This window comes from Neolewinella maritima (assembly GCF_923081025.1).
Classification (GTDB): domain Bacteria; phylum Bacteroidota; class Bacteroidia; order Chitinophagales; family Saprospiraceae; genus Neolewinella; species Neolewinella maritima.
In genome coordinates, this window is the sequence record NZ_CAKLPZ010000001.1 from 328,500 (window position 1) to 343,164 (window position 14,665).

Annotated in this window: 13 protein-coding genes; 2 read left to right on the top strand and 11 right to left on the bottom strand. The window is 60.9% G+C overall.

Annotated elements, in window-relative coordinates:
• Positions 1–1,632 (top strand): aspartate:alanine exchanger family transporter, encoded by a 1,632-nt coding sequence (locus MJQ68_RS01400; protein WP_238749186.1) that lies wholly within the window; start codon positions 1–3, stop codon positions 1,630–1,632.
• Here MJQ68_RS01400 and MJQ68_RS01405 read toward each other — a convergent pair.
• From MJQ68_RS01405 to MJQ68_RS01415, 3 genes are read right to left on the bottom strand one after another with little or no spacing between them, the layout of a single operon-like run.
• Positions 1,621–2,544: a hypothetical protein gene (locus MJQ68_RS01405; protein ID WP_238749187.1), complete on the bottom strand. Its 924-nt coding sequence runs from the start codon at positions 2,542–2,544 to the stop codon at positions 1,621–1,623. The genes MJQ68_RS01400 and MJQ68_RS01405 overlap by 12 nt on opposite strands.
• 9 nt (positions 2,545–2,553) lie before the next feature.
• Positions 2,554–3,999 carry an MBOAT family O-acyltransferase gene (locus tag MJQ68_RS01410; protein WP_238749188.1) on the bottom strand — a complete coding sequence of 482 codons (1,446 nt, stop codon included), beginning with the start codon at positions 3,997–3,999 and terminating at the stop codon, positions 2,554–2,556.
• A complete protein-coding gene (locus MJQ68_RS01415; protein WP_238749189.1) occupies positions 4,000–4,902 on the bottom strand; it encodes a M23 family metallopeptidase in 903 nt (300 codons plus the stop codon). It lies immediately after the preceding gene.
• Positions 4,903–5,051: 149 nt separating this feature from the next.
• On the opposite strand from MJQ68_RS01415, the gene porW reads away from it, so the two are divergent.
• Complete coding sequence (gene porW, locus MJQ68_RS01420; RefSeq protein ID WP_238749190.1) at positions 5,052–8,042, top strand: type IX secretion system periplasmic lipoprotein PorW/SprE; 2,991 nt, start codon at positions 5,052–5,054, stop codon at positions 8,040–8,042.
• Between the two features lie 3 nt (positions 8,043–8,045).
• Here porW and MJQ68_RS01425 read toward each other — a convergent pair whose 3' ends face one another.
• The 8 genes from MJQ68_RS01425 to MJQ68_RS01460 form a co-directional block, all read right to left on the bottom strand.
• Positions 8,046–8,966, bottom strand: a complete 921-nt coding sequence (locus tag MJQ68_RS01425; RefSeq protein WP_238749191.1) for a class I SAM-dependent methyltransferase — start codon at positions 8,964–8,966, stop codon at positions 8,046–8,048.
• Positions 8,957–9,550, bottom strand: a complete 594-nt coding sequence (locus MJQ68_RS01430) for a TetR/AcrR family transcriptional regulator (RefSeq protein WP_238749192.1) — start codon at positions 9,548–9,550, stop codon at positions 8,957–8,959. The genes MJQ68_RS01425 and MJQ68_RS01430 overlap by 10 nt, the downstream gene beginning before the upstream one ends.
• Before the next feature lie 33 nt (positions 9,551–9,583).
• Positions 9,584–10,489, bottom strand: a complete 906-nt coding sequence (gene hemF / locus MJQ68_RS01435) for an oxygen-dependent coproporphyrinogen oxidase (RefSeq protein WP_238749193.1) — start codon at positions 10,487–10,489, stop codon at positions 9,584–9,586.
• Positions 10,479–10,844 (bottom strand): arsenate reductase family protein, encoded by a 366-nt coding sequence (locus MJQ68_RS01440; protein ID WP_238749194.1) that lies wholly within the window; start codon positions 10,842–10,844, stop codon positions 10,479–10,481. Before MJQ68_RS01440 ends, hemF begins: the two co-directional genes overlap by 11 nt.
• A gap of 13 nt (positions 10,845–10,857) precedes the next feature.
• The gene (locus MJQ68_RS01445; protein WP_238749195.1) at positions 10,858–11,376 is read right to left on the bottom strand and encodes a biliverdin-producing heme oxygenase; all 519 of its coding nucleotides are present in this window, start codon (positions 11,374–11,376) and stop codon (positions 10,858–10,860) included.
• Positions 11,373–11,819 (bottom strand): response regulator, encoded by a 447-nt coding sequence (locus MJQ68_RS01450; protein ID WP_238749196.1) that lies wholly within the window; start codon positions 11,817–11,819, stop codon positions 11,373–11,375. The genes MJQ68_RS01445 and MJQ68_RS01450 overlap by 4 nt, the downstream gene beginning before the upstream one ends.
• Positions 11,819–14,122 carry an ATP-binding protein gene (locus MJQ68_RS01455; protein ID WP_238749197.1) on the bottom strand — a complete coding sequence of 768 codons (2,304 nt, stop codon included), beginning with the start codon at positions 14,120–14,122 and terminating at the stop codon, positions 11,819–11,821. The genes MJQ68_RS01450 and MJQ68_RS01455 overlap by 1 nt, the downstream gene beginning before the upstream one ends.
• A 106-nt stretch (positions 14,123–14,228) precedes the next feature.
• Positions 14,229–14,663, bottom strand: coding sequence for a response regulator (locus MJQ68_RS01460; protein WP_238749198.1), 435 nt, complete (start codon positions 14,661–14,663; stop codon positions 14,229–14,231).
• Positions 14,664–14,665: the final 2 nt, after the last annotated feature.

Consider the following 14,665-nt stretch of genomic DNA (forward strand, 5'->3'; position numbering starts at 1 on the left):
ATGATCGACCTTCTCACTACCAGCCCCCTGCTCCTGCTGTTCGCCGTCATGGCCCTCGGCTACGGCCTGGGGGAGATCCGCATCAAGGGCTTCAAACTAGGTGTAGCCGCCGTACTCTTCGTGGGCCTGGGCTTCGGGGCGCTCGACCCCCGGCTGGAGGTGCCGCAGCTGATCGTATTTCTGGGGCTGGCCATATTCGTCTATACCGTAGGACTGAGCTCCGCGCCCGCCTTTTTTGCCAGCTTCCGGCGCAATGGCTTCCGGGATATCTACTTCGCGCTGGGTACTATCCTGCTTTCGGCGGCCCTGGCCTACGGGATTGGGGTGTGGCTCGACTTCGATGCGGCGACTACGGGCGGACTCTACGCCGGAGCCAGTACCAATACCCCCGCCCTGGCGGGTCTACTCGACGCGATCCAGAAGAATACGCCGCTGGACGCGCGGGATGCGGTGAGTCAGCAGGCCGTGGTGGGCTACTCGCTGGCCTATCCCCTCGGGGTGCTGGGCGTAATGCTGGGTCTGTTTGTACTGCAGCGCCTATTCAAGATCGACTACCGGGAGGAGTTCCGGAGCCTGCAGAAGGACTACCCCATGGGGGAGGAGCTGATCAGCCGCACCTTCCGCGTGGAGCACCCCGACCTGGTGAACCACACCATCCGTGAATGGCGGCAGCAGCACAGTATCGGAATCGCCTTCGGGCGTAGCTCGCACGAGGGCCGCACTACGCTTACGACCTGGGATACGCGGCCGGTCGCCGGTGACCTGATCGTGCTAGTGGGCTCCGAGGAAGCGATCCGGGAGGCGGCGGCCTTCGTGGGCCCGGCCGCCGAGGGGCAGCTCAATCACGACCGCTCGGTGTTCGACGTGCGCCGCATCTTCGTATCCAACGACGAGATCGCCGGCAAGTCCATCGCCTCGCTCAACCTGCAGGAAAAATTCAACGTCCTGATCACCCGCGTACAGCGGGGCGATATGGACCTACTGGCCAGTGGTGATACGGTGCTGGAGCTCGGTGACCGGATCCTGTTGGTGGCCCACCGCGATGACCTGCCGGAAGTGTTCCGGGTGTTCGGCAACAGCTACGAGGCGCTCTCGCGGATCAATCTGTTCTCCTTCGGCCTGGGCATCACCTTCGGTCTGCTGCTGGGTATGGTCACCTTTGCGCTACCGGGGGGCTACTCCTTCAGTCTGGGCTTTGCCGGCGGACCGCTCATCATAGCGCTGCTGCTCGGTCAGCTGCGCCGCACCGGGCCTATCGTCTGGACGCTCCCCTACGGTGCCAATCTCACCCTGCGACAGTTAGGTTTAATCTTCCTGCTGGCGGGGATCGGAATCCGTTCCGGCCAGACCTTCTACCAGACCCTGCAGACCGACCTGGGCTTCAAGCTCTTTCTGGCCGGCGGAGTAATCGCACTGACCACCACGGCCGCTACCATCATTATCGGCTACCGGGTGCTGCGCATCCCCTTCAGCTTCCTGGGGGGCATGGTGGGCTCCCAGCCCGCCGTCCTGGAGTTTGCCGTAGAGCAGGCGGGTAACCGCTACCCGACGATCGGGTACACGCGTATGCTGCCGGTGGTGCTGATCGGCAAGATCCTGGCGGTGCAGTTGCTGTATAATCTACTCAGCTAGCTGTCTGCGTATCCACTGGCCGACCTCCCGGCTGGCCCGTCGACCGGAAGCCTGCTCCAGGTGGTGGCCGTCAAGCGTACGGTAGCCGGCGCTGTTTATAGTAAGGTCCAGATAGGGGACTCCGTTACGCGTTGCCAGACTTTCGATCGAATCACGGAAGCCCGGTAGGTACGCCTCTTCGATCGCCAGCATGGCCGGGTCTACGGGTAGGCGGACGAGGAAGACCTCCCCCCTGGTCTGCAGCGAGCGGATCAACCGGACCAAGGAGCGGACCCGGTAGTCGGAGTAGCGCCAGGTCTGCGCGTACCGCCGGTAGGGGAGGAGCTTTTCGTCGCGGTTGGCTACGAAGTCGGCCGAATCGATCTCGATATCAACCCGCAGCCAGCCGTCGGCCTGTACGGCCATATCGCGGGACGCGGGGAGTAGAATGCGGTAGTACGGGGAGCCGTAGTGGTCCAGGAGGTACGCGAAGTTGGGCTGTTGCGATACCTCCCGTAGCTGACCGGTGAAGCGGTCCTGCTCGTCCAGACACAGGCTATCGGGGCCAGTGGGGCAGCTCACCGACAGGCTCCAGGGGTCGATGGCCAGGATGAACAGACCTTCGGTATTCGTGGCCGGCACTAATTTTCGCTCGATCAGGCTGGTGTAGGCCGGTCCGTAGGGGGAGGTGCCGATGGTGAAGGCGAAGTTGTACAGGTCATCCCGGTCCAGTACCTCGTTCAGCACGGCGGGTTGTAGGCCCTGCGCCGCCCGCGAGGTGCCGAGGATGAGCGACCGCTGCGGCGGACTAGTGAACCGTAAGTAGTAAGGGTCGGCGTAGCCGTCCGCCCGGTAGAATACACCGTACAGTACTCCCACCGTTACTACGGCGAGTCCCATCCAGAGCAGCATAAAGCGGGTGCGTGGAGCCATACGACGGGGTCAGAACTGAAAGTAAATAAAGGCCTGACTCCGGCCCGCCGCGAGTAGCGTGCAGACGGCAAAGGCGTAGTAGAACATGATCCACAGGCGGCGCGGGAGGATGCCCTCTACCTGCAGCAGCGGTACGTCCCGCCTACGCCCCCACCACTCTATGCCTAACAGCAACAGCACGAAGCCTACCGTCACCAGTGCATCGCGCCGACCGGGAAAGATCGGCTCTGCAAACAAGGAGGCCGAAGCTATACGCTCCAGGTAGAGCCAGGCTTCGCCCAGGCTATCCGCCCGGAAGAATACCCAACCTATCGTCACCAGGGTGAAGGTGCCAAGCATGCCCAGGGCTTCGCGGCCGCTGGGTAGCTTACGGTCTGCCGCCACGATGCCGGTATACTTGCGGTTGCGGCCCGTCAGGAGTAGGGGGAGAAAGTAGAGCGCGTGCAGTCCGCCCCAGATCACGAAGGTCCAGTTGGCCCCGTGCCAGAGCCCGCTGACGAGAAAGATGACAAAGGTGTTTCTGATCACCCGCACCTGCGTGCCTCGGCTGCCTCCCAGGGGGATGTAGAGGTAGTCACGAAACCAGGTGGACAGCGAGATGTGCCACCGCCGCCAGAACTCGCCGATGTTGCGGGAGAAGTAGGGGTAGGCGAAGTTGCGCGTCAGGCGTATCCCGAAGAGCCGCGCCGTACCGATGGCGATGTCCGAATAGCCCGAGAAGTCGCCGTAGATCTGGAAGGCGAACAGCGCCGCCCCCAGCAGGAGGGTACTTCCCGCGTACGCGCCAGGATCGGCGAATACCTCGTTAACCACGACCGCGCAATTGTCCGCCACGACCATTTTCTTGAACAGCCCCCAGAGGATCTGCTTGCCGCCATAGACTGCCTGATCGTAGTCAAACTCCCGCCGCCGGCCAAACTGTGGCAGCAGTCGGGTGGCCCGCTCGATGGGCCCGGCCACCAGTTGCGGAAAGAAGCTTACGAATGCGGCGAAGGCCAGCGGATCGTTGCTGGCCGGTAGCTTTCCCCGGTATACGTCGATCGAGTAGCTCAGCGTCTGGAAGGTATAAAAACTGATGCCCACCGGCAGGACTACCCCCAGGGCCTGACGACTGAAGGGGTGACCGAAAAAGGTAAAGGCCTCGGCGAAGGAGGCCAGGAAGAAGTCGGCATACTTAAAGTAGATCAGTACCCCCAGATTGACCGCGATACTCACGCCCAGGTACGCCCGCCGCCGCCCGCCGCTGCTTGCCGCGATCCGCCGCCCGACCCAAAAATCCACGGCGGTGCTGCCCAGAATGAGCAGTAGGAACCGCCAATCCCACCAGCCGTAGAAGACGTAGCTGGCCAGGACGATCAGTGCGTTCTGGGCCCGCAGGCTGTGCCGGGTCCCGTACCAGTACAGGACGAACACCAGGGGCAGGAACAGGCAGAAGTCCAGCGAATTAAAGAGCATCTAGAAGCTCAGGTAGTCGCGCGGATCCACCGCCCGGCCGTCGTACCACAGCTCGAAGTGCAGGTGGGGTCCGGTACTTTGGGTGCCCGTATTGCCGATGATGGCGATGGCCTCGCTTTGCTGCACACGGTCGCCTACTTCTTTGAGCAACTGTTCGTTGTGCTTATAGAAGCTGATCAGGTTGTGGTCGTGCTGGATGCCGATCACGTTGCCGTTGGCGCTGGTGAACTCCGACATGAATACGATGCCCGCCCGCACCGCCTTAATGGCCGTGTGCTGGGGAGCCAGAATATCTACGCCGGTGTGCGCGCTGGCCGGGTCGAAGCCCGCACTGATCTCTCCGTTCACCGGGGTCACCAGATACACCTGGGCCAGGGAGACCGCGTCGCTGCCGGGGGAGGGCGGGGCGGCGGCAGACTGGGTGGTACCCACTCGGCCCTGCCGCTCCTGCTCCAGTTCACGCCGCAGTTTGATCTCCGCCTCCGAGGGGGGGAGGGCGGCGATGACCTCCCGGGGCACTACCACCTCGCGTTCCGCCAGGCTGTCTACCGTGGTGACTTCCCCCAGCACCGTCCGCTTCAGGTTCTCGATGTAGGTCTGCTGGCTTTCTACCAGGTCGCTGAGTTCGGTGAGGGCGCCCTCCAGTTCGGTCAGTTCCTGCTGCTGCACCACGTCGCCGTAGCCCGGTATGTACCGCCGCAGCGGCGTGAAGGCCAGTAGCAGTACGACCAGGAATGCCATGATCACGAATACGCCGGAGAACAGGATATAGACGTTCAGGGGGGTGAGGGTGTAGCTACCGACCTCGTCGTAGTTCTGCAGGTTGCGCACGACTAGCTGGTATTCGTCGCGGCTTTTTTCCCGGAGGCGCTTCCAGCGGTTAGTCTTCTGTGGTTCCTCCATGGTGAATGGCGTTAAAGCGGTGCGGTCGGGTACTTTACGCCCTAACCTGTACGTTTGCCCCTCCGGGGGCAAAGATAGGGTGAAGGGCAAAGCAGACACTTAAGACTACCAACGATTTGAAAAAGCTAACGTGCTACGTATTTCTTCTATTGGCCCTGCAGCTTGTGTTCATCAGCTGCAAGTCCACCAAGAGCCGTGAAGAACAGGGCGCGATCGCAAAGCTGTGGCACAACACCAACGCCCACTACAACGGCTACTTCAACGCCCGTGAGATCATGGACGAGACGCTCCTGGTCCTCAACGAGCAGCACGCCGACAACTACAACCAGCGGCTGGAGATGTTCCCCTTCCTGGCCGCCGAAAGCGTAGCCGGCGTCTCCGAAGAGCTCGACCGCGCGATCGAAAAGGTCGCCATCGTAGTCAAGAAGCACCCCTACAGCAACTGGACCGACGACAGCTACCTCCTGGTGGGTCAGGCCCAGCTCATCAAGCAGGACTACGAGAGTGCCGAGCGCACCCTCAGCTTCGCCGCCACCGAGTTCCGCCCCCGCCCGCCCAAGAAGAAGGTCAAGAAGGGCCAGAAGGCGGACGAGTCCGAAGAGGAGTTCGAAAGCCGCCGCGAGGTGGAAAGCAGCCAGGCCCAGAGCCGCCGCGATCAACTGCAGGCCCGCCGCGACGCCCAGCGCGAGCGGCAGCGCACCATCAAGCAACGCGATAAGGAACGCAAGGAAGCCCAGCGCGAACGGGAAAAGGAGCGCAAGGAAAAGATCCGCAACCGCAAACGCGGAATCCGCACCCCCACCAAGGTCACCAGCGATACTACCCAGGTAGAGGGGCTCGACAACGAACCCGACCCGGTGGCCGACGAGCTGTTCGCCGAGGCCGAGGAAGGTCCCGTAGGCATGATCTCGATCTTTGGCAACCGCAACGCCGCGGACGCCGACGGCGGCGAGTACGGTAAGAAGTCCGGCAGCTATATCCTCAAGCACCGCCCCGCCCACCAGGAGATCCGCCTGTGGCTGGCCTGGACGCTCATCAAGCGCGACAACTTCGACCGGGCGCAGATCATCCTCGATGACCTGCGCAACGACCGCTCCACCTACGCCAGCGTGCGCCGTAAGGCCATCGCCGTACAGGCCTATTACTACCTGCAGCAGCAACGCCCCGAAGAAGCTATTCCCTACCTAGAGGCCGCCGCCGAGGTAGCCGAGGAGCGCAATGAGCGCGCGCGCTACTACTACATCGCCGGTCAGCTGTATCAGGAGCTCAATCAGCCCGGGGCCGCCCTGGCTGCCTTCGAGCAGGTCGTGGCCGCCAAACCCGCCTATGAATTCGAGCTCGGTGCCCGCATCAATATGGCCCAGAACGCCTACCTGAGCGGTAGCGGCTCCCCCGACGAGGCCATTCGCCAACTGGAACGTATGGCCCGGGAGGAGAAGAACCTGGAGTACGAAAGCCAGCTCTACTACGCCATGGCCGGTATCGCCATGCGCAGCGGTGACGACGCGGGCGGTGCCGACTACCTCCGCCGGGCCCTGGATAGCCCTTACGGCGGCGGGGCCACCCGCATCGAAGCTTACCAATTGCTGGGTGATATGGCCTACGGACAGGAAGATTACCTGCCCGCCAAGCGGTATTACGACAGTACCCTGCAGGTGATGGCCGATACCGATGGCCGCTACTTCACTACCAGCGACCGCCGCGACCGGCTCAGCGGGGTAGCCCGCAGCCTGGAGGAGATCACCCTCCGCGATAGCCTGCTCCGTATCGGTACCCTGGCCGAACCCGACCGCCGCCGCTGGGCCGAAGAAGTGTTCGAGCTGCGACGGGCCACCAACTCGGCCGCCAACTTCAGTACGCCAGCCACACAGGGCAGCATCAATATCAGGAACCCGGCCGCCTCCGCCAGTACCCTCAGTGGCAGCAGCTTCTGGGGCTACGACAACCAGGTCATCCGCCGGGGGAGCCGCGACTTCAGCCGCACCTGGGGCGACCGCTCCCTGGAGGACAACTGGCGCCGCAGCAACCGCACCGATGCAAGCCTCTTCACGGATGTCGACGATAACCTCGCCGCCGGTGCCCCCTCTAATGCTGAGGTAGCCCTGGTCACCGAGGAAGAGATCAATGCCATTCTAGCCGACATCCCCGTAGATGCGCAGACCCAGGCCACGATGCGCGATCAGCTGGCCGATGCCTACTTCACCCTGGGGCGCGAGTACCGCGACCGGGTAGAGAATAATGCCCGCGCCATCGAGGCCTTCGAGACGCTGGACCGTAAGTTTCCCGGTTCCAAGTACGAAGCTGAAAGCTGGTATTACCTCTACCTCTTACACACTACCGAAAAGGATGCCGCTGCCGCCGGCCGCTACGCTGCCCGCCTGGCCGAGAACTACCCCGATAGCAAGTTTGCCCGTCTGGCCAACGATCCCTCCTACGCCCAGCAGCTCGTGGGGGAGGCCGGTCAGCGCGCGCGCATGTACGAAGTGGCCTATCAGGCCTTCGAACAGGAAAACTACGCCCGCGCCAATCAGCTCATCACCGGAGCCATGCCGGACCTACCCGAGGGCGATCCCCTGCTCCCGCGCTATGCCCTGCTGCAGGCCATGGTGACCGGCAAGCTCGAAGGGCGCGCCGCCTACATCAGTTCGCTGCAGCAATTGGTAGCGCAATACAACGATACCCCCGAGCAGACCCGTGCCCGTGAGATCCTCCGATTACTCGGCGAGACCGGGGCCAGACTACCGGGCCGGGCTACCGCCGTAGCGGGCGGCAAATTCCGCGAAAGTATGGACGAGATCCACTACGTCCTCGTCGTGTTCGACGACCGGGAGGCACAGCTCAACGAGCTCAAGGACAAGCTGGAAGCCTACAACGAGAAGTACAACAAGACGGACCGCCTACGCTCCACCCCCATCTTCATCGGGCAGGATAACGAGGTGCCCGTGCTAGTCCTGCGTCGCTTCAAGACCGGGCAAGATGCCCAGGCGTATTACCGCAGCACCCAGCAGCACCAGACGGAGTTCCTCAACGACGTGGGACAAAGCTTCACCGTCTATCCGGTATCCCAGACCAACTACCGCGAGATCCTCAAGGCGCGCTCCTTCGACGGCTACGGTGATTTTTTCCAGAGCAACTATTAGGTCCTAAGCTCGAATGAGCCAGCAGCGGTGCAAATTCTTGCGGCGAAAGTCCGGTGAGAGTGTCTGCTGCGTGATCTCCTTCGCCTCCCCCTCCAGGCCCCCTTCGTCCAGTTTGAACTTGCGGTAGTTCGTGCTGAAGTAGAGCGTACCCCCCGGTGCGAGCCGGCGCATACAACTGTTGATCAGCTGGACGTGATCCCGCTGCGTATCCAGTACGTCGGTCATCATCTTCGAGTTGGAAAAGGTCGGCGGGTCGAGCACGATCAGGTCGTAGGTGTCCCGAGCCGGACCGGCCAGCCACTGCAGCGCATCGGCCTTGATGAAGCCGTGCTGCTTGGGGTTCAAGCCGTTCAGGCGGAAGTTGCGCTGCCCCCAGTCGAGGTAGGTATTGCTCAGGTCGAGGTTGTCCACACGGGTAGCGCCGGCCGTAGCTGCATACACGCCGAAGGAGCAGGTGTAGGCAAACAGGTTGAGCACGAGCTTACCGGCAGCCTGCGCTCCAATTGTCTTACGAAGTAGCCGGTGATCGAGGAACAGTCCGGTATCGAGGTAGTCCGTCAGATTGACCAAGAACTGCCGGTCGTACTCCCGTACCGAAAACTCCTCCTGTGCGGCCGCCAGCTTTTCGTACTGCTGACTGCCCGACTGTCGCTGCCGCAACTTAAAGAAAATGCGCTCCGCAGCCACGTCCAGCGTATCGGCTAGCAGTTGGCGGTAGGTAGTTTCTTCCCCCCCTGCCGTCTCCCCCTTGGTATATATAGCCACGTAAAGATTGTCGCCGTAGCGATCTACCGTTAGCGGGAACTCATCCAGGTCCGCATCGTAGATCCGGTATGCCTGCAGGCCTTGCCGCCGTGCCCACTTCCCGTGGTGGCGCGCCATTTTGCGCAGGCGATTCTGAAACGGGGTGGGGTCTAGGTCCAAGGTAGGCTGTTAATGCAGCGGGTTACGGAGCGCAGGAGGGCGGGCCGCTCGATGCGGGTCTGCACTACGACCTGCAGGCCGTTGTAGCACAGAAAGAGGAAGTCAGCCAGCTCCATTGGGTCTGCGTCCTTATCCAGTTGGCCGCGCACCTGCGACCCCGCCAGGGCCTCATGGAGGATAGTGGTGAACTGCTCGCGGTTGTCACTCACGAAGGTCAGGGCGTCGGCGCAAGAGTTGGCCATCTCCGTGGTGGCGTTGACGATGTAGCAGCCGCGGGAGGAGGTCAGGCACTCGGGGTGTAACTGAGAGGCGGCCTGGGTGAATAGCGTGATCAGCGCGGCCCGTAGGTCCGGCGTATTAAGTAGTGCAGTGCGTAGCCGGCTTAGGTTTTCTTCCTGGTACTGCGCCAGCGTGCGGTCGTAGAGCTGCCGCTTGCCGCCGAAGGTGTTGTAGATGCTGCTGCGCCGGATCCCGAGGGCGGCCTCCAGATCCTGGATGGACGTAGCGGTGTAGCCCTTCTCCCAGAACAGGTTGCGGGCCCGTTCCAGAATAGCGGTCTCATCAAAGGCGGTTTCGCGTGGCATACGCAGACTGAACGCGGTAGTGCACCGATTGGCTCACCAGTCGATGCCCTTCTTTAGCAGGGCGAGGGTATCGGCCTCCGGGCTACCGGTTTCGGCCTGGTAGTCGTAGGTCCAGCCCGCCAGCGGCGGCAGGCTCATCAGGATGCTTTCGGTACGTCCGTTGGTAGTAAGTCCGAACTTCGTGCCACGGTCCCAGACCAGGTTAAACTCCACGTAGCGACCCCGGCGCAACTCCTGCCAGCGCCGCTGTTCGGGCGTAACGGGGGTATGGCGCGAACGCAGGAGCAGGGGCAGGTACGTAGGCGCGAAGGTTTCTCCCACCGCGGCCGTAAAGTCGAACAGCTCTCGCTTGGATTTCCGCTCGGCGATGGGCTGCAGGCGGTCGAAAAAGATGCCGCCGACGCCACGGGTCTCGTCGCGGTGAGGGATAAAGAAGTACTCGTCGGCCCACTTCTTGAAGCGGGGGTAGTAGCTGTCGTCGAAGCGGTCGCAGGTAGCTTGTAGTTGCCGGTGGAAGTAGCTGGCCTGCTCGGGCACGATGTAGTGGGGCGTCAGGTCGATGCCCCCACCAAACCAGTAGCGGCCCCCGTCGAGCTCGAAGTAGCGCACGTTCATGTGGATGATGGGCACGTGCACGTTGCGGGGATGCAGAACGATGCTTACCCCCGTAGCGTAGAAGCTCGTCTCCCCCGTCTCGGTATGCAGGCTCGCCGCTGCGGCGGCGGAAAGCTCGCCGTGTACGCTACTGAAGTTGACGCCCCCCTTTTCGATGTCGGTGCCGAGCAGCACGCGTGCCCGGCCGCCGCCACCGCCGGGGCGTTCCCACTCGTCTTCGGTAAAGGGGGTGCCGCCGTCCGCCGCGGAGAGTTGGCTGCAGATACTGTCCTGCAGACTCCGGAAGTAGGCGGTGATCTCGTCGCGGGTAGGTTCAGCGGGCATCCAGGGCGGCTTTTGCGGCGGCTATGGTAGCCTTAGCGCTTCCGGCGAAGACCTGATCCCGGGTGAGGAGGACGGGCCGCTTGAGGAAGGTATACTCCTCCAGGATCAGGCGGCGGTAATCGGCTTCGGTGAGCGATTGATCGGCCAGCCCCATGCTGCGGTACTTCATGGCCCGCCGGCTAAACAGGGCGGCGTAGCTGCCGGCAAGCTCGGCCATCCGGTCGAGTGCGGGAGCCGTGAGTGGCGTGGTCTTGATATCGACCACGGTCAGATCCGGCTGGTCACCGAGGGTGCGGCGGATCCGCTGGCAGGTAGAGCAGGTGTCGAGTTGGTACAGTACGGGTACGGGGGGCATGGGGCGAAGGTAACTAGGCTTCCGTGGCCTTCCACGTGCGGGCGAATACCGCAAAGGTTTCCTGGGCGCTTTTTACGCTGGTCTGTATCTCCTCTTCGGTAAAGCTGCGTTCGCTGAGCATACCGACGTAGGCCCGCCACTGCTGTAGGCCCCACGCGGCCTGATCGCGGTAAAAGGCGAAGGGGGCGGCGGCACTAAGCCGCGGGTTAGTCCGTAGCTTACGGTAGATCAGGCTACCTCCCAGGCTGGCTCCCTCGACGACGTAGAGTACACCGAGAATTCCGCTGGGGTGGGGGGTAGGATGTTCGGTCGGGGAGACGAAGCGCGGCCGGTACCGGTACATGCCAGATTCAAAACCGACCAGGCCGGGTTCCAATATCTCATGGACGCTGCGCTGCCACGACAGGATCCGTTCGTATTCTGCCAGACTGAGGGTCGCATCCATAATGCTGGCCCCCAAGGTCATTTCCTCCAGGGTTCGGTGGGCTTGCTGAGTGCCCGCCCGCAGGGCGGCGAGTAGGGGACTACTCATACAACGATACGGTTATGCTGTGACCAAAAGCTGTAGATGGATAGGACTACATGTTTAAGTCCCCGATAGCCTTCGGGCTTGATCAAGTACGCGTTCGTTCGGGAGTGGTAGGCTCGCGTCAGATCCCGCTGCTCTCCGGATGCACTCAGTATCACCACGGGAATTTTACGGAGCAGCCGTTCGGAGCGAATAAACTCAAGTACGTCCAGCCCGCTGAGTCCCGGCATCTTGATATCCAATAGAACCAGGTGGGGAAGGGGCGTGCCCTCCTCTAGCGCCCTAAGTAAAAAATCCTTGACGAGTTGACCGTTTTCCAGGTGAACGATGTGCTGCTCCGGATACTGCTTATAAAAGATACGGAGTAAAAAGCGCGCATCGATGTAGTTATCCTCGGCATAGAGGATGTAGGATTCCTGGGGCGGATAACTGCTGGGCTCAGCCATTACTGCGTAATGTGCTCCGACTTGAGGTAGAAGTGAAAGGTGACACCCAGTCCGGTATCATCCACCCACACCTTACCCATATGGCGTTCGACGATACGTTCTACGATTGCCAGGCCTACTCCAGTGCCTTCGGACTCATGATTGGAGGACATACGGGAGAACATCTGGAATATCGAGCGCCGGTACTCCACCGGTATTTCCGGTCCGGTATTACTGACGGTATACACGGTACACTGAAGCTCTTCGTCAAAATAGGCTCCCGCCCGGATGGCAAGTTCACCCTGCGCGTCAGGCAATACGTACTTTAAGCTATTCGAGAGCAGGTTGGTATAGAGCTGCCGTAGCAAGCGCGGATCGGCGACTACGGGAGGTATCTGTTCGTCAACATGAATTGCGATCTTCCGGGAGCGGAGGTAAACCAGATTTAGTTCCAGCAGAACATCCTGGATCAACGGAATCACGGCGGTAGTCTTCAGTTGAAGTCCACCACTACCCACCCGGCTCAGTTCCAGAATATCGGTGATAAAGCTGTTCATCTGCTCGACGCCCCGCTGGATGCCGCCGAGTAGGGTCTTCGCGTCATCGTTAAGCTCTTCCCCGTACTCTTCTTCCAGTATTTCGGCGTAACCGTTGATCGCCCGCAGTGGAGCCCGCAGGTCGTGCGATACGGTGTAGCTGAATGACTCCAGGTCTTCATACGCCTTCTGTAGGCGTTCATTGATTTCTTTGACCTCCGTATACCGCTGCATCAGGCTGTTGATGACGGTAATGCGCAGGGCCAGGGCGGTGTCTATTTCCCCGTCCGTCCAGGGGGCGGAGCAGCCTTCTACCGTCTGCACGTAGCGGGCAAAGCTCTGCCGCGGACCCAGCCGCCGGCTGGTATCGGTCACTACAAGTTGCTTATTGGGTTTGCCGCCCCAGCTGATCTGCTGCACCATCCCGGGTCGGAACCAGCAGATCCAATCATTGTGGGTAGCGTCCAGGAAGATCATCATCACACCGGCCGCCGAATCACAGTAGGCCGCAAAGGGAGGAAAAACCTTACTGACCGAGTCGGACTCGTAGTATAGATCTTGAAAAGCGGCATGTTCGCGTATCCACCCGGCAAGTGCCAGTATATCCGCTTCATCGGGAGCATCGCCCTGTCGCTCCATGCGCCCTTCGAAGTACACCGCGGTCCCGGAAGTACCCGGGAACATATTGAGCAAGGAGTAATTGCCGGTGGTAAGGCCCGCAAATATGTCCCTGGTCTTGGTGATCTGCTCACCGATCGCTAGTCGGGCTAGTTTACGGGTAAGGGTCTGCTCCCGGTAGCGATTGGCTGCCTGAAGGGAGAGGTGACCGCTGAAGATCTCACCGATAAACATGAGTACGTTGCGCACCTCGTAATCGATGTGGCGCGGGGAGTAATGGTGTAGCGCAAAGAGGCCCCACAGCTTGCCCCGTAGCACGATGGCTACACTGAGCGAATTATTCACGCCCATGTATCCTAGGTACTCCAGGTGGACCGGGGAAACCCCCCGGCTGCCTGCAAGGGTAAGATCGAGGGGGGCAGCCTGTGGTAGTTGAGTACTCTGCTGAATACGTGCGGGTACTTCGCCTGCACTGCTGATGAGGCGTATTCGATTGGTGAGGTACAGCTCCCGCGCCTGCTTGGGTATGTCGGTATGGGGGTACCGCAGCCCCTCAAACGATTCCAGCGTTTCGTTGCGGGCTTCGGCGATCACCTCCCCGTTGTAATCCTTGTCAAACTGATAGACCATCACGCGGTCGTAGCCCGATATCTGCTTGATGATCAGGGCGGTATCGGGGAATAGAATGTTGGGGTCGGTGATGTTCTGTATGCGACTGATGGAACGCGCCAGGAGCTGTTGATACTGCGCGGTCTGTAAGTTTGAATCGCGGGCTTCCACTTCGATGAGCAGGAGATCATCCGTACGGTGGATGATGACATTGCGCATGAGCTGCTTGCCGGAGATCTTCACCATGGACAGGATCGGGTTGATCGTGTCGAATCCGCCGGTCCGTCCCAGACCTAACGGGATCTGTCCGATGACCTCTGCACTGAGCACCGTATCTACGTGCGCATCGATGATCTCTTCCCAGGGCTTACCCAAAAAGGACAGGGTATTCTCACTTACGTAGCGTACAATCAGCGAATCGATCTCTACCGCCAGCAGGCAGGCATGGGCCTGTACGACCTGAATGTGGCGCAAGGGCTCTACATCACAATTTTCGAGATCGACCGGATAGGGATATACTTCGCGAATAGATTGCGCTACCGGATCGGAGGATAGGGACATGGGCTAAATTGTGCTGCGCTAGACAGGTTGAGGCAGAACCACATATGTAATTACGTACGCAAAATAAGACGCGCAGCCTCCGCTTCGGTAGAATAATCACACCACGCTATACGGTGATCGGGCGAAGTCGGTTGGTTTTTATCCAGAAAGAATTGATGCAGCTCACCAGTTCACGCAACTCCTGAAAGCGGCTGGGCTTGACCAGGTAGCCATTGGCACCGTGATCGTAGGCCCGCGCAATGTCCTGCGGCTCGTCGCTGCTGGACATGATAATGACCGGTAGGCTCCTGAATCTATCGTCGGTCTTAAGCTTCTGAAGTAATTCCAAACCAGTCATACCGGGCATCTTAATGTCCAGAACGGCCAGCCGGGGTAGCGACATATTTTCGGGCCGGCTGCTGCGGCAGAGCCCCTCATACGCCTCGGTACCACTTCGACACCAGAGAAGTTCCGGGGGAGCGTCAAGGCGGTTGAGGGCGCGCTGGAAGAACGTAGCGTCGGTGGTATCGTCTTCAGCGAGGAGTATTTGGTTGCTGTACATGG

What these genes read in the sequence shown, in the direction of transcription:
- MJQ68_RS01460 (WP_238749198.1), bottom strand. Translation starts at nt 14,663, where the DNA reads ATGTACAGCAACCAAATACTCCTCGCTGAAGACGATACCACCGACGCT.
- MJQ68_RS01445 (WP_238749195.1), bottom strand. Translation starts at nt 11,376, where the DNA reads ATGAGTAGTCCCCTACTCGCCGCCCTGCGGGCGGGCACTCAGCAAGCC.
- MJQ68_RS01405 (WP_238749187.1), bottom strand. Translation starts at nt 2,544, where the DNA reads ATGGCTCCACGCACCCGCTTTATGCTGCTCTGGATGGGACTCGCCGTA.
- hemF (WP_238749193.1), bottom strand. Translation starts at nt 10,489, where the DNA reads ATGCCCGCTGAACCTACCCGCGACGAGATCACCGCCTACTTCCGGAGT.
- MJQ68_RS01440 (WP_238749194.1), bottom strand. Translation starts at nt 10,844, where the DNA reads ATGCCCCCCGTACCCGTACTGTACCAACTCGACACCTGCTCTACCTGC.
- MJQ68_RS01415 (WP_238749189.1), bottom strand. Translation starts at nt 4,902, where the DNA reads ATGGAGGAACCACAGAAGACTAACCGCTGGAAGCGCCTCCGGGAAAAA.
- MJQ68_RS01430 (WP_238749192.1), bottom strand. Translation starts at nt 9,550, where the DNA reads ATGCCACGCGAAACCGCCTTTGATGAGACCGCTATTCTGGAACGGGCC.
- MJQ68_RS01400 (WP_238749186.1), top strand. Translation starts at nt 1, where the DNA reads ATGATCGACCTTCTCACTACCAGCCCCCTGCTCCTGCTGTTCGCCGTC.
- MJQ68_RS01410 (WP_238749188.1), bottom strand. Translation starts at nt 3,999, where the DNA reads ATGCTCTTTAATTCGCTGGACTTCTGCCTGTTCCTGCCCCTGGTGTTC.
- MJQ68_RS01450 (WP_238749196.1), bottom strand. Translation starts at nt 11,819, where the DNA reads ATGGCTGAGCCCAGCAGTTATCCGCCCCAGGAATCCTACATCCTCTAT.
- MJQ68_RS01455 (WP_238749197.1), bottom strand. Translation starts at nt 14,122, where the DNA reads ATGTCCCTATCCTCCGATCCGGTAGCGCAATCTATTCGCGAAGTATAT.